We start from the raw sequence: 15351 nt of genomic DNA on the forward strand, positions 1-15351 counted from the left end.
CGATGAAGCCGATGAAGGCCGGACGCGATGCGGGGCTGGTGCAGCTGGAGAGCGCCGGCGGGCCGCCGGCGGAGATGATCTTCGGGGAGTGGTATCCGGCGCTGCGTGCGGAAGGATTGAAGCGCGGCGGGACGGCGGTGACGACGCTGCTGGGGATTCCGATGCTGGTGGGGCGGAAGAGCGATGGCGCACTATTTGCGATGCGCGACCTGTGCCCGCACCGCGGGATTCCGCTGTCGGCGGGGTGGTTCGATGGGGAGACGGTGCAGTGCAAGTATCATGGCTGGCGGTTTGAGCCGTGCAGCGGGCGGTGTGAGGAGATTCCTTCGCTGACGAGCTTCGATGATTTGGCGCCGACGAAGATCTATGCGAACTCGTTCCCGGTGGCGGAGCGCGATGGGTATGCGTGGGTGTATGTGCCGGAGGCTGGGGCGGGGCGCGTGATGCTGAGTGATGATTTGCCGCCGGTGCCGGAGCTGCCGAAGTTTTCAGGGCGGTATCGCAGCGCGCATTTGACGGCGGATTTGCCTTGCAATGTCGACCACGGAATCATTGGGTTGATGGACCCGGCGCATGGGCCGTTCGTGCATCGCGCGTGGTGGTGGCGGAGCGCGGCGAGCATCCATGAGAAGACTAAGAAGTTTGAGGCGATTGAGAACGGATTTCGGATGAGTGCTCATGCGCCGAGCTCGAACTCCGCACCGTACAAGCTGCTGGGACGGCCGGTGACGACGATTGATTTTGTGCTGCCGAATCGGCGTTACGAGACGATTGTGGCGGAGAAGAATGGGAAGAAGCGGTGGTTTGCTTCGCTGACGACGGTGACTCCGGTGACGGCGACGAGCTGCCGAATTGATGTGATTGCGGCGTGGAACATTGCGTACTGGGTGCCGCTGGTGACTCCGATTGCGACGTACTTTGGCGCGAAGTTTGTGCAGCAGGACCAGCAGACGATGGTGGAGCAGGCGCGGGGGCTGCGGTCGAATCCCGGGCTGATGCTGATCGACGATGCGGACAAGCCGGCGAAGTGGTACTTCGCGCTGAAGCAGCGACGGCTGAAGGGCGATGGCGAGCATCCGCTGAGTGGGCCGGTGGAGCTGCACTGGAGAAGCTGAAAAGCAGAGAGTAGAGCAGTAGAGAGTAGATATGAACTGAAGCGCTTCAAATTTGGACAGAGGTGTGGTGGGGGTGGGTATACTTCTCTCGCGTTGGAGAGGAGAGTGGTATGCGTGCTGTGGTGATGAGTGTTTGTGTAGCGGGGTTGCTGGTGGTGGGCGCGAGGGCTCAGCAGGTGGACGGCAGCCGGATTGGGCCGGATGGGACGGCGTATGTGACGCGAGTAGTGCCGGTGCCGAAGACGATCAGCCCGGAGGGGCAGAAGCGGCTGGCGCGTGTGGTAAGCGATGCGGCGGTGCCGCAGACGCTGGAGCAGCGGCGCACAGGCACGGACAAGTGGCAGGCGGGTGCGGGGCTGCAGGCGGAGAAGATCTATCCGGTGCATGTGGAATCCGCAACGATTGCGGGTGTGCCGGTGCGGGTGGTGACGCCTTTGACGGTTGCTCCGGGAAAGCGCGATCAGGTGTTGATTAACCTGCATGGTGGCGGGTTCAACTCGGATTCTGGGTCGCTGACGGAGAGTGTGCCGATTGCGAACCTGACGGGTGTGAAGGTGATTGCGGTGCTGTATCGGCTGGCACCGGAGCATCCGTATCCGGCGGCGCTGGACGATGCGGTTGCGGTGTACAAGGAGCTGCTGAAGACGCATAAGGCGAAGGACATCGGCATCTACGGAACATCGGCGGGTGCGATTTTGACGGCGGAGGTGACGGTGCGGCTGAAGCAGTTGGGGCTGCCGCTGCCGGCGGTGACGGGTGTGTTTTCGGGCATGGGCGACTTCAGCCGTGTGGGGGACTCGACGGCGATGTATGCGCTGGAGGGGCTGTCGGGGCATCTCGCTCCGCCGCAAGCACCGGGGACGGACCGCGCGTATACGGGGACGACGAGCCTGACGGACCCGGTGCTGTCGCCGCTGTATGCGGACCTGCATGGGCTGCCGCCGACGCTGTTCATCACGAGTACGCGCGATATGCTGCTGAGCGGGACGACGATATTGGACCGTGCGTATCTGCGGGCAGGGGATGAGGTGCAGCTGGTGGTGTTCGAGGCGCTGCCCCATGCGTTCTGGAACGATATGTCGCTGCCGGAGTCGCGCGAGGCGCATGCGGTGATGGCTAAGTTTTTAGGCGAGCATCTGGGGCGGTAGTGCTGGTTGAGGAGGAATAAGCGGCTGAACGTATACTCCTGTAAGAATGCGAGCCCTTCCTCTGTGTGTCCTTGGTGTCGTGGTGGCGGTGCCCATGTGTATGCAGGCGGGACAGTCTGCGGGCTGGCCGGAGTACGGTGGCAATCTCGCGGGGCAGCGGTACTCGGCGGCGAAAGAGATCCATAAGCAGAATGTCGATCGACTGCAGGTAGCCTGGACGTTCCATACACATGCTCTGGATAGCCAGAAGTCAGTGGCCAACAGTTCGGCGGCCTTTGAGGCGACGCCTGTGCTGTGGAAGGACACGCTGTATTTCGATAGCCCGTTCGATGAGGTGTTCGCGGTCGACGCGCGCACGGGAAAGCTGAAATGGAAGTACGACCCTGAGGTAGCGCGCACGCACCTGTACATCGTTACCTCGCGTGGGGTAGCGCTCTGGCACGCGAGCAGGCCGCACAAAGGTGTGTGCGGGAGTGATGTTGTGCTGGTAGCGACGCTTGATCGGCGGTTGATTGCGCGGGATGCGGCGACGGGTGCAGCGTGTGCGGGCTTTGGTGACGGTGGCACCGTGGACCTGGCGAAGGGTGTGGAGATTGCCCGGCCCGAGCTTTATTTCTTCACGTCGCCGCCGATTGTGGCGGGCGATACGATTGTGCTGGGTTCGTCGGTTGGAGACAATCAGCAACTATTCGCAGCGTCGGGTGCGGTGCGTGGGTTCGATGCGGTGACGGGGCGCCAGAAGTGGTCGTGGGAACCAGTGCGGTGGACGGCAAACCAGCATCCGAAGCAGAGTGGTAGCGGCAATGTGTGGACGCTGATGGCCGCGGATGCGGAACATGATCTGGTGTTTGTTCCGACGAGCAGCCCCTCGCTGGATTATTACGGTGGGACGCGGATAGGGGACAATCGGGATGTGGACTCGATTGTGGCGCTGCGGGCTTCGACGGGCGAACGAGTGTGGGCGTTTCAGTTGGTGCATCACGATCTTTGGGACTATGACGTAGCATCGCAGCCGCTGCTGTTTAACTTTCGCGGGACGGTGCCTGCGGTTGCGGTGACGAACAAGACCGGCATGATCTACGTGTTCAACCGGCTGACGGGTGAGCCGCTGCATGCGATTGTGGAGCGTGCGGTGGCGCAGTCGAAGGTGCCGGGGGAGCGCACGTGGCCGACGCAACCGTTTTCGAGCTTGCCACCGTTGATTCCGTTGACCTATTCCGCCGCGGATTTGCGCGGGACGGAGACGGATAAGAACTCTTGCAGGACGGCGATGGAGCAGCTGCAGTATCACGGGCTGTTTACGCCGCCGTCGGAGCAAGGGTCGTTGATCTTTCCTTCGGCGCTGGGTGGGCCGAACTGGGGTTCGTCGGCGTTCGATCCTGAGACGGGCGTGATGTATACGCGAGTGAATGCGCTGCCGTTTGAGCTGCAACTGATACCCAAGCAAGTGAAGAGAACCGTCTGGGAACGCATGGAGCGGCGCTGGCAGAGTTTCATCGCCGCAAAGCCGGTTACAGCGCCCGAACAACCGTCAACACAGTACCATCCGCCGGATTTGGGATTGGGGTCGCCGGATGGCAGTTTGATGCAGGGTGCGCCTTATCGCATGCAGCTCAAGGCACTGGTGAGCCCTGATGGTTTGCCGTGTGGTCCAGCACCGTATGGAAGGATTGTGGCGACGAATCTGAATACAGGAAAGCAGATGTGGTCAGTAGCGCATGGGGAGTTGAAGCCGGGCGTGCGCGGCTCGGTGGGTGTGGGTGGCGCGATTGCGACGGCGGGTGGGCTGCTGTTTGCGGCATCGACGAACGATCCGTACCTGTATGCGTATGACGTTGCCGATGGCCGCGTGCTTTGGAAGGGCAAACTGCCCGCTACGGCCAATGCGACGCCCATGACGTTCATGGCGGGTGGACGGCAGTATGTAGTGATTGCGGTGGGCGGGCACCGAATGGGCAGGAGCGATGAGAGCGATACGGTGGTGGCGTTCGCACTGCCGCGTGGCAGGCGTTAGTTCGGACGAACAGCACAAAGGGCACACCGCTTGGGTGTGCCCTTTGCTGTTGGAGTGACGAGGGGGTTAGATGTCCTTGACGCCGTCGACGAAGGCTTTGAGCTTGCGCGAGCGGCTGGGGTGGCGCAGCTTGCGGAGAGCCTTGGCTTCGATCTGGCGGATGCGCTCGCGGGTCACTTGGAACGATTGCCCGACCTCTTCCAGCGTGTGCTCGGAGCCGTCTTCGAGGCCGAAGCGCATCTTGATCACACGCTCTTCGCGCGGAGTCAGCGTGCGCAGCACCTGCGACGTGTACTCCTTCAGGTTCACCGAGATCACAGCGTCGGACGGGCTGACGGCCATGCGGTCTTCGATGAAGTCGCCGAGGTGCGAATCTTCTTCTTCACCGATAGGAGTTTCGAGCGAGATGGGTTCCTGCGCGATCTTGAGGACCTTGCGGACCTTCGCGACGGGGATGTCCATGCGGCGGGCGATCTCTTCGGAGGAGGCTTCGCGACCGAGCTCCTGCACCAGTTGACGCGAGGTGCGGATGAGCTTGTTGATGGTCTCGATCATGTGCACCGGGATGCGGATGGTGCGGGCCTGGTCCGCGATGGCGCGGGTGATGGCCTGACGAATCCACCAAGTGGCGTAGGTGGAAAACTTGTAGCCGCGGCGGTACTCGAACTTGTCGACGGCCTTCATGAGGCCGATGTTGCCCTCCTGAATGAGGTCGAGGAACTGGAGGCCGCGGTTTGTATACTTCTTCGCGATGGAGACGACGAGGCGGAGGTTGGCTTCGATGAGCTCACGCTTGGCGCGCTCGGCGTCCATATCGCCCTGGATGATCTCGCGCTGGGTGCGCTTGAGGTCGTCGAGGGAGATGCCGGCGTCGGCTTCGACGCGCTCGAGATCGACGCGGCAGTTCTTCTGCTGGCGCTTGTACTCCTTCTTGAGCTCTTCGGAGCGCGAGGCCTCGAACTTGGCTTCGAGCGATTTGATCTGGCGCTCGAGGGTGCGCATGGAGTCGACGGTCTTGTTGACCTTGTCGAGCAGGCGCTTCTTTTCGCCGTTGGTGTACTTGAACTCGCGGACGATGCGGGAGACGAAAACGTTCTCGCGGCCCACGAGCCAGCGGTACTTGCGGGTGTGCCTGACCTTGGCCTTGGCGTCCTTGCCCTGGGGGTCCTCGGACTTGGCGAGGTAGTCGGCGGCCTTCTTGAGGTGCTTGACCATCTCGTCGGTGCGGGAGACGGTGGCTTTGACGCGAGCGGCGAGGATCTCCTCGGTGAGCTCTTCCTCGTCGAAGGTGACGACTTCCTTAATGTTGCGGACGCCGCGCTTGAGGTCTTCGCCGAGGGCGACGATCTCGCGGATGACGATGGTGGAGCGCGAGATGGCCTTCATGACGCGCATCTGGCCGCGCTCAATACGCTTGGCTATCTCGACTTCGCCCTCGCGGGTGAGCAGCGGGACGGTGCCCATCTCGCGGAGGTACATGCGGACGGGGTCGTTGGTCTTTTCGAGGGTGCCGGGGGAGAGGTCGAGCTCGACGTCGTCGGACTCCTCACCCTCTTCGGCGTCTTCGGCGCTGCCGCGACGGCCTTCGGCGAGGACGTCGATGCCCTGGGTGTTGATGGTGGTCATCAGGTCATCGAGTTCGTCGGGAGAGGTGATGTCACCGGGCAGGAGGTCGTTGACCTCGCCGTAGGTGAGATAGCCCTTTTCCTTCCCCGTATCAATGATGCGGTCTACATCTTCTTCGTACTTATCGAGTTCTTCGGCCACGGTGGGCGCTCCTAAATGAGGCATGCGCGACGGGGCGCGACCTCAAGAAAATATTTTCGTGCGAGACCCTTGCGCGGGCGCGAAGGAACGCGATTGGCGTAGAGGTATCCCTGGGTTGTGACGGGTTGCTGGGACCAGGGGTGCGGTCAAGGCCGCTGGCGCGGGCGGAAGACGATATGGCGGGCTCTTTCGAGCGGGTCAGGGAAGGCTTCGGCAACTCGGAGGCGCAAGTCTCCAGCAAATCAAGTCTACCACTCAGTTAGACGTGTCTGAACGGGAAAATGATGCAAGTCCGGTGGCTTTGCGGGTACACAGTCGTGCATGGAACCAGCGTGATGCGGGTTGGCTGCGGATTGTGCGGTTCGATGGCAGGCCGACCAATGACATCCGTTTCGATTCCGGCGTTCGCCGGCTCTTTCTATTTTTCGGCAAGTCATTGAGGTTCAAGGGGTTGCTGGGGTTTAGGCCGGCGTGGTCATGCCTGGATGCTCTGCGAAGATTTTGAAGGGCGAACGATGCGGGATGGCACTACCGATATATCCGAGGTCAGTCGAAGAGGGAAAGTGTGGCCGGTTCGCGGAGGGGTTCGCCGGGCTGGCCTCCCTGGCAGTTGGGGCAGAGGCGGGCTTTGATGTCCATGCCGTTGCAGCCGTAGTCGTGGCGGCAGAGGGAGCAGCGGAGGTGGTAGATGGACTGGCGGTCGCGCAGGGGGCTGGGGGCTCCGGTGGCGGCTATGACGACCTGCTTGTTGGGGTTGGTGTGACCGGGAGTGGTGGTGGGACTGAGCGCTTTGGCGGCGATGCCGGAGCCGCGGCGGGCGGGAGGGCGTAGGTTCATAGTGCGTGAGGTTCCTGATACCGAGGGGACATCATCGCATGGTGGGCTGTGGGTGGAGGAGTGGCCGCACGGGGACTATGGCGTCAAGACGGCGGGCTTTACGCCGCATGAGGTGATGGCGACGATAACGATCCGTTATTTCGGCCTGGAGATGGCGAGCGGATTTTATATAGTCGCTAGCAACAGCCCCGAAAAATCCAGATGCCCGAGGTGAAAGTGTGGATCAGTCCAGCTATGTACCTGCTTTGCAGGGAAACCCGATGTCGGCGACCGGGTCGAGGTATCCGAATGGCGACCCCAATGCTCCGCTGAACCCGGTAGGCGCGAAGAATACGGACTCCTGCCTTCCGCTGCACCGAAAAGGCGAGGTGGTGCACACCTATACCTGCGAGGGGCCGGCGGCGGGGAACATCCCGTTTCGGTGGATCTATGGGTCGAGCATTGCGGCAAAGAACCGCGACCCCCGAGTGCAGGTGATGCAGTACAACGAGGACACGTACCTGATGCGCGAGAACGTGTGTGTGCACTGGGAGGCGCCGTTCACATACCTGCTGTTCGGGAACCGGGGTGCGCTGCTGATCGATACGGGCGCGACAGCTGAGGCTAAGTGGTATCCGCTACGAGTGACGGTGGATGCGATTGTGAGCCGGTGGTGTGCGATCCGCGGGAGGAAGGACGTGCCGCTGACGGTGGTGATGACCTCCGGTGAGGACATGGCGCAGAACCAGGGGCTGACACAGTTTGTGGGGCGCCCGAATACGACGCTGGCGCCGCAACCGCTGGCGGCGATGAAGCAGTTCTACAAGCTGGAGGCAAGTTGGCCCGCGGGTGTGGGGAAGATTGACCTGGGCGATCGGGTGATTGAGGTGATTCCGACGCCGGGGACACACAAGGACGGCGTGAGCTTCTATGACCCGTATACGGACCTGCTGTTTACAGGGGATTTGATCTTTCCGGGGAAGGTGAACGTCAGCAATGATCGCGATTATGTGGCGTCGCTGCAGAGGCTGGTGGAGTGGAACAAGACGCGCCCGGTGAAGTGGGTGATGGGCGGGCACATCGAGATGCAGTTTGTGCCGGGGAAAGCGTATCCGCGGTTTGCGACGTACAAGCCCTATGAGCGGCTGCTGCAGATGGAGCCGGCGGTGCTGGCGGATGCGTTAAGCAGCGCCCAGGAGGTGCAGGGCAAGCAGATGATGCTGGTGCGACCGGACTTCATGCTGCTGAATGGGGTGAGCCCTGACCAGAAGACGACGGTGTTCCCGGCGGGCGTGCCGAACATCAATGCGCCACGGCCGTTTTAAGGCGAGCGACGAAAGCGACGAAGATGCAAGGGAGGTTTCGATGAAGGGCATGGACCGCAGGACGTTTCTAGCATTACCGGTGGTGTCGGTGGTGGCACCGACGGTGCAGGCGATGGCGAGCTCGGTGTTGTTTGCCCCGGAGTCTTCGGCGGCCGAGCAGATCGACTTTACGAGCAACGTGCCGGCGGCTGGGACGTTTCCGGCGAAGTGGATTTGCGGGTCGGCGTCTTGCATGGATAACGAAGACCCGCCGCTGCAGGTGCACTGGTACAACGAGCACACTGTCTACATGCGGCAGAACAAGGCGTATAGCTATGAGGCGCCGTTTCTGCACCTGTACTTCGGCAACGACCGCATCCTGATGCTGGATGAGGGGTTTACGACGCTGAGGAGTGACTGGCCGCTGCGCGATGTGGTGGATGCGTGCATCAACGAGTGGTGCGCGAAGCATGGACGCAGACCGGAGGAGATGGAGTTGTTGATGGCGTTCAGCCATCTGCATGCGGACCACTACGCGGCGCTGAACCAGTTTGTAGACCGGCCGAACACGCGGTACATGGGGTTTACGCACGAGGAGATGGTGGGCTTCTGGGGGATGACGAACTATCCGGAGGAGCGCGTGACTCTGGACCTGGGCGGGCGGAAGATTTTGATCTGGGGAAGTCCAGGGCATGTGATGTCAGAGTTCGCCTATTACGACACCTATACGCAGATCCTGTACACGGGAGATATGTTCTATCGCGGGCGGTGCTACATCAGCTTCTGGGACCACTGGTTTGCGAGCATGAAGAGGCTGATAGCGTTTGTGGATACACATCCGGTGACGCACGTGATTGGATGCCATGTGGAGATCAGCAGCAAGGGTGAGGATTATCCGTATGGGATCACGTACCAGCCAGATGAGGCGCCAGTGCAGCTGACGGTGGCGGAGCTGCGCCATGCGTATGAGGTGGCGAAGACGGTGAAGGAGCCCGGGATCTACTTCACAGGATCGGTGTTTCTGTGTAACCAGACGCGAGGGACGACCACGATCGATAAGAATCCGTACGCCTACTCATAATGCGCGGATTTATAGATCCTTCGCGAGGATGAGGTCGGAGCAGGTGAGGGAGCCGACGTTGAAGGTGCGGGTGCCGATGGAGACGAATCCGTTGCGGTAGTAGAAGTTGAGGGCGCGGTGGTTGCCGTCGTTGACGCCGAGGAGGAGGCGGGTGCGGTTGAGGGTGCGGGCGTCGGCGATGGCGAGGTCGAGGAGGGCTTCGGCGGGGCGGCGGTTTGGGTGGTCGACGACTGGGGATGAGCGGAAGCGCGAGAGGAGGTAGATGCGCTTGAGCTCGGCGTCGGTGGGGAGCGTGTCGATGGTGGGGAGCTCGGGGTCGCAGAGGATGGTGTAGCCGATGGGGGACTGGTTGCCGGGGAAGGGGCCGGCTTCGGCGAGGGTGCAGCGCGTGTTGGGCTGCGCGAGGTAGCCGGCGTAGACGCTGGCTACGTGGTTCTTCGCGCAGTGGGCGACGAGGTCGCGGCCGGGGAGCATCCAGGTGAAGGCTTCGAGGAAGGTGGCGGCGGCGGCGAGGGCGAGCGCGGAGGCGTCGTCGGCTGTGGCGCGGCGCAGGGTGACGGGCTCGACGGCTGTGGGCGCGGGGGCGGTGTAGTTGGCTTCAGCTTTGATGGGATCAAGGGACATGAGGGTTCTCGTAGAGATGATGGTACGGGACGCAAGATGCAAGATGCCAGGTCCCAGAGTGGATGATGAGGGCGTAGGGCGCGATGCTATGTCCGTAACGAGTCAGAAAATAGGAGGTAGGGAATAGCAGGCGAGGCGCGGTAGGCTGGTGGGTATGAAGCGTACAGTGCTGATGGCGGGGCTATTGGGGGCGTTGGTGCTGGCGGCGGCGGCGGAGAAGAAGCCGAAGCCTGTGCCGGTTGATCCGAATGCTCGTGTGGGTATGACGACGCGGGTGATTCATCCGGCGGGCGCGCGGAACTGGCGCGGCGCGGAGCAGAAGGCGCTGGATGCTGTGGTGTGGTATCCGGCGGTGGATACGGCGATTGAGACGAAGCAGTTTATGGGGCCTGTTGAGCGGCCACTGTTTGAAGCCGGAAGCGCGATGCCTCATGCGCCGTTTGCGCCTCATATGGAGCGGCTGCCGATGGTGGTGTTGTCGCATGGGTCAGGCGGCAGCGCGCTGCAGATGGCGTGGCTGGGGACGGCGCTGGCGCGAGCTGGGTATATCGCGGTGGCGGTGGATCATCCGGGGAACAATGCGAATGCTCCGCTGACGCCGGAGGGCGTGGCGCTGTGGTGGGAGCGGGCGACGGATGTGTCCAACGTGATTGACGCGATGCTGAAGGATGAGGAGTTCGGGGGCAAGATTGATGCGACGCGGATTGCGGCGGCGGGGTACTCACTGGGTGGGTATACGGTGATGGAGCTGGCGGGGGCGCAGACGGACATCAGCGTGTTCTTCGACCGTTGCAGGCCCGCGAAGCCGGGGGACAAGCCTACCGATGATGCTGCCGTGTGTCGCGAGACGGTGCTGCACCATATGGGGAGCAACCAGCATGTGTTGGAAGAGGTGCGGAAGACGAGCGGCGAGAGCCTGGCGCGGTCGGCGGGGAGTTTTCGCGATCCGCGGGTGAAGGTGGTATTTGCGATGGCCCCGGCGCTGGGGTTTACGGAGACGCCGGACAGTCTGCACGCGATCAAGGTGCCGGTGGCGATGGTGGTGGGCAGCGAGGATGCGATTGCGCCTGCGAATGAGAATGCGGACTATCTGCGCGCACACATCCGGGCGGCTCGGGAGAACACGCTGCCGGGGGTGGGGCACTATACGTTTCTGGATGTGTGCACGGCGGCGGGGGTGCAGGTGTATCCGCTGTACTGCACGGATGCGCCAGGAGTAGACCGCGCGGCGGTGCATGCTCAGGTTGCGGGGATGGCGGTGGAGTTCTTCGATCGGGCGCTGAAGTGGCGGTGAGGGCTACTTGCAGGCCTGGACGGGTGGGACGCGGGTCCAGGTTTCGGTGCGGCCGAAGAGGGTGAAGAGGACGTAGCCGCGGAGCTTGAGGACATCGTGGCCGGTGGGGGTGATGTAGCCGCGGTAGGTGTGGCCGCTGATGGGGTCGTAGAGGTGGCCGTAGCCGAGGCGATACTTGTCGTAGTCGCGGAAGCCGGAGCCGATGGTGAGGCCGCAGAGCTGGCGGTTGCGGAGAGCGTGGTCGGGGTTGTGGCTGTCGACGATCTCGGGCGGGTTGGGGGAGAGCTTGACCACGCGGAGGCAGATGTCTGGTTCACCGGATACTGAGCTATCTGTGCTGCATGGCTCTATACGGACGATGGCGCCAATGGCGGAGCGCCAGTCTCCGAAGGAGGCCTGCGCTGGCGTGAGCGCGGTCGGGTTGTATGCCGCTGCCGCGGTGGCGGCGGTGAGCAGGAGGGCGGCGGTAAGGAGAGCTTTCGTCGTCACGTTTGGTTTGGATGCAGGATTGGGCTGTGACACCCCACCCCTCCCCCTGGGTACTTTTTGATCCAAAGTCTTGATGCGGTGGCTGTTAGGGGTGGACTTGTGAAGGTCTGATCCCGGTGGGTGGACGGTGTGTTTGGGTTGCTACTTCTATTGTAGTGGTTCGAGAGGGATGAATTGTTACATTTCTGCTGGTGGAAGTAGTTTGGTTTGTGGTGGTTGCGGGTTATTGCAGGTTCGAGGGGCTTGACAGGGTTTTAGGGTGGTACGCTCGCGCCTTTGGCGCTTGCTGCGGCAAAGGCGTTCACGCAGAGGGCGCAGTGTAGAAGCCCGCAATGGTCGCCAAGGAAAACAGGCAACGGCAAAAGCAATTCTCTGCGGGAATGACAAGCAAGAAAAGGAGCGACGTCTTGCTCTGCGGTTAGTCGACGCGGCAGATGAGGCACTTGAGGTAGCGGGTTTCGGGGAGGGTGAGGACTTCGGGGTGGTCGGGGGCGGCGGCGCGTGTTTCGAGGAGCTGGAGGCGGCGGCCGGTGTCGGCTGCGGCTGCGGCGACGATCTCGGTGAAGTCGGCGAGGGAGACGTGGTGGGAGCAGGAGTTGGTGATGAGCGTGCCGCCGGGTTCGAGCAGGCGGATGGCGCGGAGGTTGAGCTCCTTGTAGCCGCGCAGGGCGCCTTCGGCGGCACGCTTGGATTTGGCGAAGGCGGGTGGGTCGAGAACGATGGCGGAGAAGAGGTTGGGGTTGGTGTCGGCAGCGTCACCCCGCTCATGCGCGGTAGAGCTGCGCATGAACGGGGCACCCGGAGTTTTGGGGTGGGCGAGATCGTCGAGGTGGCGGAGGTACTCGAAGGCGTCGGCTTCGATCCAGTCGACTTCGGCTTTGAGGTGGGGGTTGAGGAGGAGGTTGCGGTCGGCGGCTTCGAGGGCGGAGCGGCTGGCGTCGATGCCGGTGACGCGGGTGCAGACCTCGGCGAGGTGGAGGGCGAAGCCGCCCTGATAGGTGCAGATGTCGAGTGCGTTGCGTGTGCGGCCGGAGGCAGCGACGGCGCGGGCTGCTGCCGCGTAGTTGAGGCGCTGGTCGAGGAAGGCGCCGGTTTTTTGGCCGGAGGCGGCGTCGTAGTGGAAATGGAGGTTGTTGAGGGTGAAGGTTGTGGTTGTGGGAGCTGCCGGTTCTGTGGTGATTCCAGATGCAGGTCTCTCCACTTCGTCTCCGCTGCACTCCGCCTTCGGTCGAGATGACACATCTTGGGTAGGTTCAGACGCAGGTCTCTCCACTACGCTGCGCTCCGGTCGAGATGACACTTCATGGGTAAGGGTGGAAGAGAACAAGGAGCCAGTGGGTGGGGCGGGTAGTTGTTCGAGCTCGCGGATGCGGGGGTCGGGGCGCTCCCAGATGGTTAAGGGTTCGCCGTTGGGCGAGAGACCTGCGCGGAGGGCTTCGGTGAGAGTGCTGCGGACGTCGTCCTGTGCGGTGCCCTGGGTGAGAAGTTGGATGAGGACGAGGTCGTTGTAGCGGTCGGCGATGATGCCGGGGAGGTTGTCGGCTTCGGAGAAGATGAGGCGGTGGGCGTTGGTGTTGGGGGCGAGCTCGCGACGGAGTTGGAGGGCGAAGTCGATGCGGGAGCGGAGGTCGGCGAGGTACTGGTCGCGGGTGAGCGCCGGGGTGCGGGAGACGAGGCGCGCGGCGAGCGTGGAGGCGGTGGAGTAGAGTGCGGTGCCGAGCGGAAGGGCGCGGCTGTCGGTGAGGGTGACGAGTGCGCCGGGCGGGAGGTCGGCGGGAGTGCCTTCGATGTCGGTGCGGTAGACCCAGAGGTGGCCGGCGCGGAGGTGGTCGGCGGCGCGGCGGGTAATGCGGAGCGTGAGTGGGGTGGATGACATGCAGAGGTTAGTGTAGCTGGGTGGTAGCATGCAATCCCATCCATGACGATGCGGCCGCCGTTCCAACGGCTGTTTGCTGGCGGGATTTGTTCGAGGTAGCGCAGGATGCCGCCATGCAGGTGATAGACCTCCGGGAAACCAAGTTGCAGCATGCAGGCTGAGGCAAGCTCGTGCCCTTCAAAGCGAGGCGGCACTCAATGATGTGGGGACTAGGGTTTGTAGATGTAGCCGTTAGCGAGGGTGGTGAAGGTGGTGAGTTGGGTTTGCTGCCAGGCTTCGGTGTGGCCTAGTTCGGTGGCGAGGGTGGCGGCTACGGTGGGGGCTGCTTCGAGGGCGGCGCGGGCGTCCAGGAAGAGGGCTCGGGTGCGGCGGGCGAGGACGTCGTCGACGGTGCGGGCCATCTCGTGGCGGATGGCCCAGACGACTTCGGCGAGGCGGTAGGGCAGGCGGGGGTGCAGCGGCGCGGCGAGAGCAGGTGAGGACGCAGCGAGGGCGTCGATGGCAGGCTGGTCGCTGCCGTAGACGTGGAGTTCGTGCTCGGCGTCGTGGTGGCTGGCGGCCTCTTCGCTCCAGCCGTGGAGGTGGAGGTCCTGCGTGCGGCAGGGAGCGGGTGTGAGACCGGAGTGTTGGATGGCGATGTCTACGGCGTCCTCGGCCATGCGGCGGTAGGTGGTCCACTTGCCGCCGGTGATGGAGACGAGGCCTGAAGTTGAGACGAGGACGGTGTGTTCGCGGGAGAGCTTGGCGGTGCTGTCGGTGCCCTGCTTGCGCACCAGTGGGCGGAGGCCGGACCACATGCTGAGGACTTCGTCGTCCTTGGGTGCGCGGCCGAAGTAGATTTCGATGTGCTCGCGGAGGAAGGCGAGTTCTATTTCCATGGGGCGAGGTTCGAGGGCGGCGGTGGGGACGCCGTCGTCGGTGGTGCCGATGACGACGTGGTTGTGCCAGGGGATGGCGAAGAGGACGCGGCCGTCCTTGGTTTTGGGCACCATGAGGGCGTGGGTGCCGGGCAGGAAGGATTTGGGCAGGACGAGGTGCGAACCCTGGCTGAAGGTGACGATGGGCTTGGTCGTGGGCTCGTCGAGGCGGCGGACTTCGTCGGTGAAGATGCCGGTGGCGTTGATGATGACGGTGGCCTGGACTTCGAACTCGTTGCCGGTCTCTTCGTCGCGGAGAACTGCGCCGATGATCTTGTCGTTATGTTTGAGGAGGCGGACCATGCGGGTGTAGTTGAGGGCGGTGCCGCCGAGGGCGTCGAGGGTTTGTGCGAGGGCGAGGCTGAAGCGGGCATCGTCGAACTGGCCGTCGAAGTATTCGACACCGCCGGCGAGCTTGGTGGAGACGACGGTGGGGAGCATGGAGCGGACTGCTGCTTTGCTCAACATGCGAGAGCGGCCGAAGCTGGAGGAACCGGAGAGGGCGTCGTAGAGCTTGAGGCCGATGCCGTAGAAGGGGACCTCCCATGCGGCGTAGGCGGGGATGACGAAGGACTGGCGGCGGACGAGGTGCGGAGCGTTGCGCAACATGCGGCCGCGCTCCTTGAGGGCCTCGAGAACGAGCGAGATGTTGCCCTGCTGGAGGTAGCGGACGCCGCCGTGGACGAGCTTGGTGCTGCGGCTGGAGGTGGCCTTGGCGAAGTCGGCCTGCTCGACGAGCAGGGTGCGGTAGCCGCGGGAGGCGGCGTCGACCGCGGAGCCGAGGCCGGTGGCGCCGCCGCCGATGACGAGGATGTCGAAGGGGGTGGGGGCGGCGCGTTGGAGGGAGTCGGTGCGGGTCATGAGGTGTCCTGTGATGATAAAGGCGCGCTCGCTTCGCTCGCGCGA

At 63.2% G+C, this 15351-nt stretch carries 12 protein-coding genes; 6 read left to right on the forward strand and 6 right to left on the reverse strand.

The window, feature by feature from the left end; genetic code table 11:
* Window positions 1-2 precede the first annotated feature (2 nt).
* The 3 genes from GOB94_RS09450 (at window position 3) to GOB94_RS09460 (ending at window position 4277) form a co-directional block, all read left to right on the forward strand.
* Window positions 3-1115 carry a Rieske 2Fe-2S domain-containing protein gene (locus tag GOB94_RS09450; protein ID WP_255484409.1) on the forward strand — a complete coding sequence of 371 codons (1113 nt, stop codon included), beginning with the start codon at window positions 3-5 and terminating at the stop codon, window positions 1113-1115.
* Between the two features lie 110 nt (window positions 1116-1225).
* The gene (locus GOB94_RS09455; RefSeq protein ID WP_182275696.1) at window positions 1226-2263 is read left to right on the forward strand and encodes an alpha/beta hydrolase fold domain-containing protein; all 1038 of its coding nucleotides are present in this window, start codon (window positions 1226-1228) and stop codon (window positions 2261-2263) included.
* Between the two features lie 82 nt (window positions 2264-2345).
* Window positions 2346-4277: a pyrroloquinoline quinone-dependent dehydrogenase gene (locus tag GOB94_RS09460; protein WP_220464902.1), complete on the forward strand. Its 1932-nt coding sequence runs from the start codon at window positions 2346-2348 to the stop codon at window positions 4275-4277.
* Between the two features lie 66 nt (window positions 4278-4343).
* Here GOB94_RS09460 and rpoD read toward each other — a convergent pair whose 3' ends face one another.
* Window positions 4344-6044 carry an RNA polymerase sigma factor RpoD gene (gene rpoD, locus GOB94_RS09465; RefSeq protein WP_182275698.1) on the reverse strand — a complete coding sequence of 567 codons (1701 nt, stop codon included), beginning with the start codon at window positions 6042-6044 and terminating at the stop codon, window positions 4344-4346.
* A gap of 546 nt (window positions 6045-6590) precedes the next feature.
* The gene (locus GOB94_RS09470) at window positions 6591-6881 is read right to left on the reverse strand and encodes a hypothetical protein (RefSeq protein WP_220464903.1); all 291 of its coding nucleotides are present in this window, start codon (window positions 6879-6881) and stop codon (window positions 6591-6593) included.
* 260 nt (window positions 6882-7141) lie between these two features.
* On the opposite strand from GOB94_RS09470, the gene GOB94_RS09475 reads away from it, so the two are divergent.
* Window positions 7142-8185 carry an MBL fold metallo-hydrolase gene (locus tag GOB94_RS09475; protein ID WP_182275699.1) on the forward strand — a complete coding sequence of 348 codons (1044 nt, stop codon included), beginning with the start codon at window positions 7142-7144 and terminating at the stop codon, window positions 8183-8185.
* Between the two features lie 40 nt (window positions 8186-8225).
* The gene (locus tag GOB94_RS09480) at window positions 8226-9245 is read left to right on the forward strand and encodes an MBL fold metallo-hydrolase (RefSeq protein WP_255483810.1); all 1020 of its coding nucleotides are present in this window, start codon (window positions 8226-8228) and stop codon (window positions 9243-9245) included.
* A gap of 9 nt (window positions 9246-9254) precedes the next feature.
* On the opposite strand, the gene GOB94_RS09485 is transcribed toward GOB94_RS09480, so the two are convergent.
* A complete protein-coding gene (locus GOB94_RS09485) occupies window positions 9255-9869 on the reverse strand; it encodes an N-acetyltransferase (RefSeq protein ID WP_255483812.1) in 615 nt (204 codons plus the stop codon).
* Between the two features lie 154 nt (window positions 9870-10023).
* Here GOB94_RS09485 and GOB94_RS09490 point away from each other — a divergent pair, with 154 nt between their 5' ends.
* Entirely contained in the window at window positions 10024-11163 is a 1140-nt protein-coding gene (locus GOB94_RS09490; RefSeq protein WP_182275700.1) for an alpha/beta hydrolase, read from the forward strand.
* Between the two features lie 3 nt (window positions 11164-11166).
* Here GOB94_RS09490 and GOB94_RS09495 read toward each other — a convergent pair whose 3' ends face one another.
* The 3 genes from GOB94_RS09495 to GOB94_RS09510 form a co-directional block, all read right to left on the reverse strand.
* Complete coding sequence (locus tag GOB94_RS09495) at window positions 11167-11685, reverse strand: DUF2147 domain-containing protein (protein ID WP_182275701.1); 519 nt, start codon at window positions 11683-11685, stop codon at window positions 11167-11169.
* Window positions 11686-12070: 385 nt separating this feature from the next.
* Window positions 12071-13558 (reverse strand): class I SAM-dependent rRNA methyltransferase, encoded by a 1488-nt coding sequence (locus tag GOB94_RS16875; RefSeq protein WP_255483813.1) that lies wholly within the window; start codon window positions 13556-13558, stop codon window positions 12071-12073.
* Between the two features lie 179 nt (window positions 13559-13737).
* Window positions 13738-15306, reverse strand: coding sequence for an FAD-dependent oxidoreductase (locus GOB94_RS09510; protein WP_182275702.1), 1569 nt, complete (start codon window positions 15304-15306; stop codon window positions 13738-13740).
* Window positions 15307-15351 lie beyond the last annotated feature (45 nt).

Origin of the sequence: Granulicella sp. 5B5, from assembly GCF_014083945.1 — a bacterium.
Classification (GTDB): Bacteria; Acidobacteriota; Terriglobia; order Terriglobales; family Acidobacteriaceae; genus Granulicella.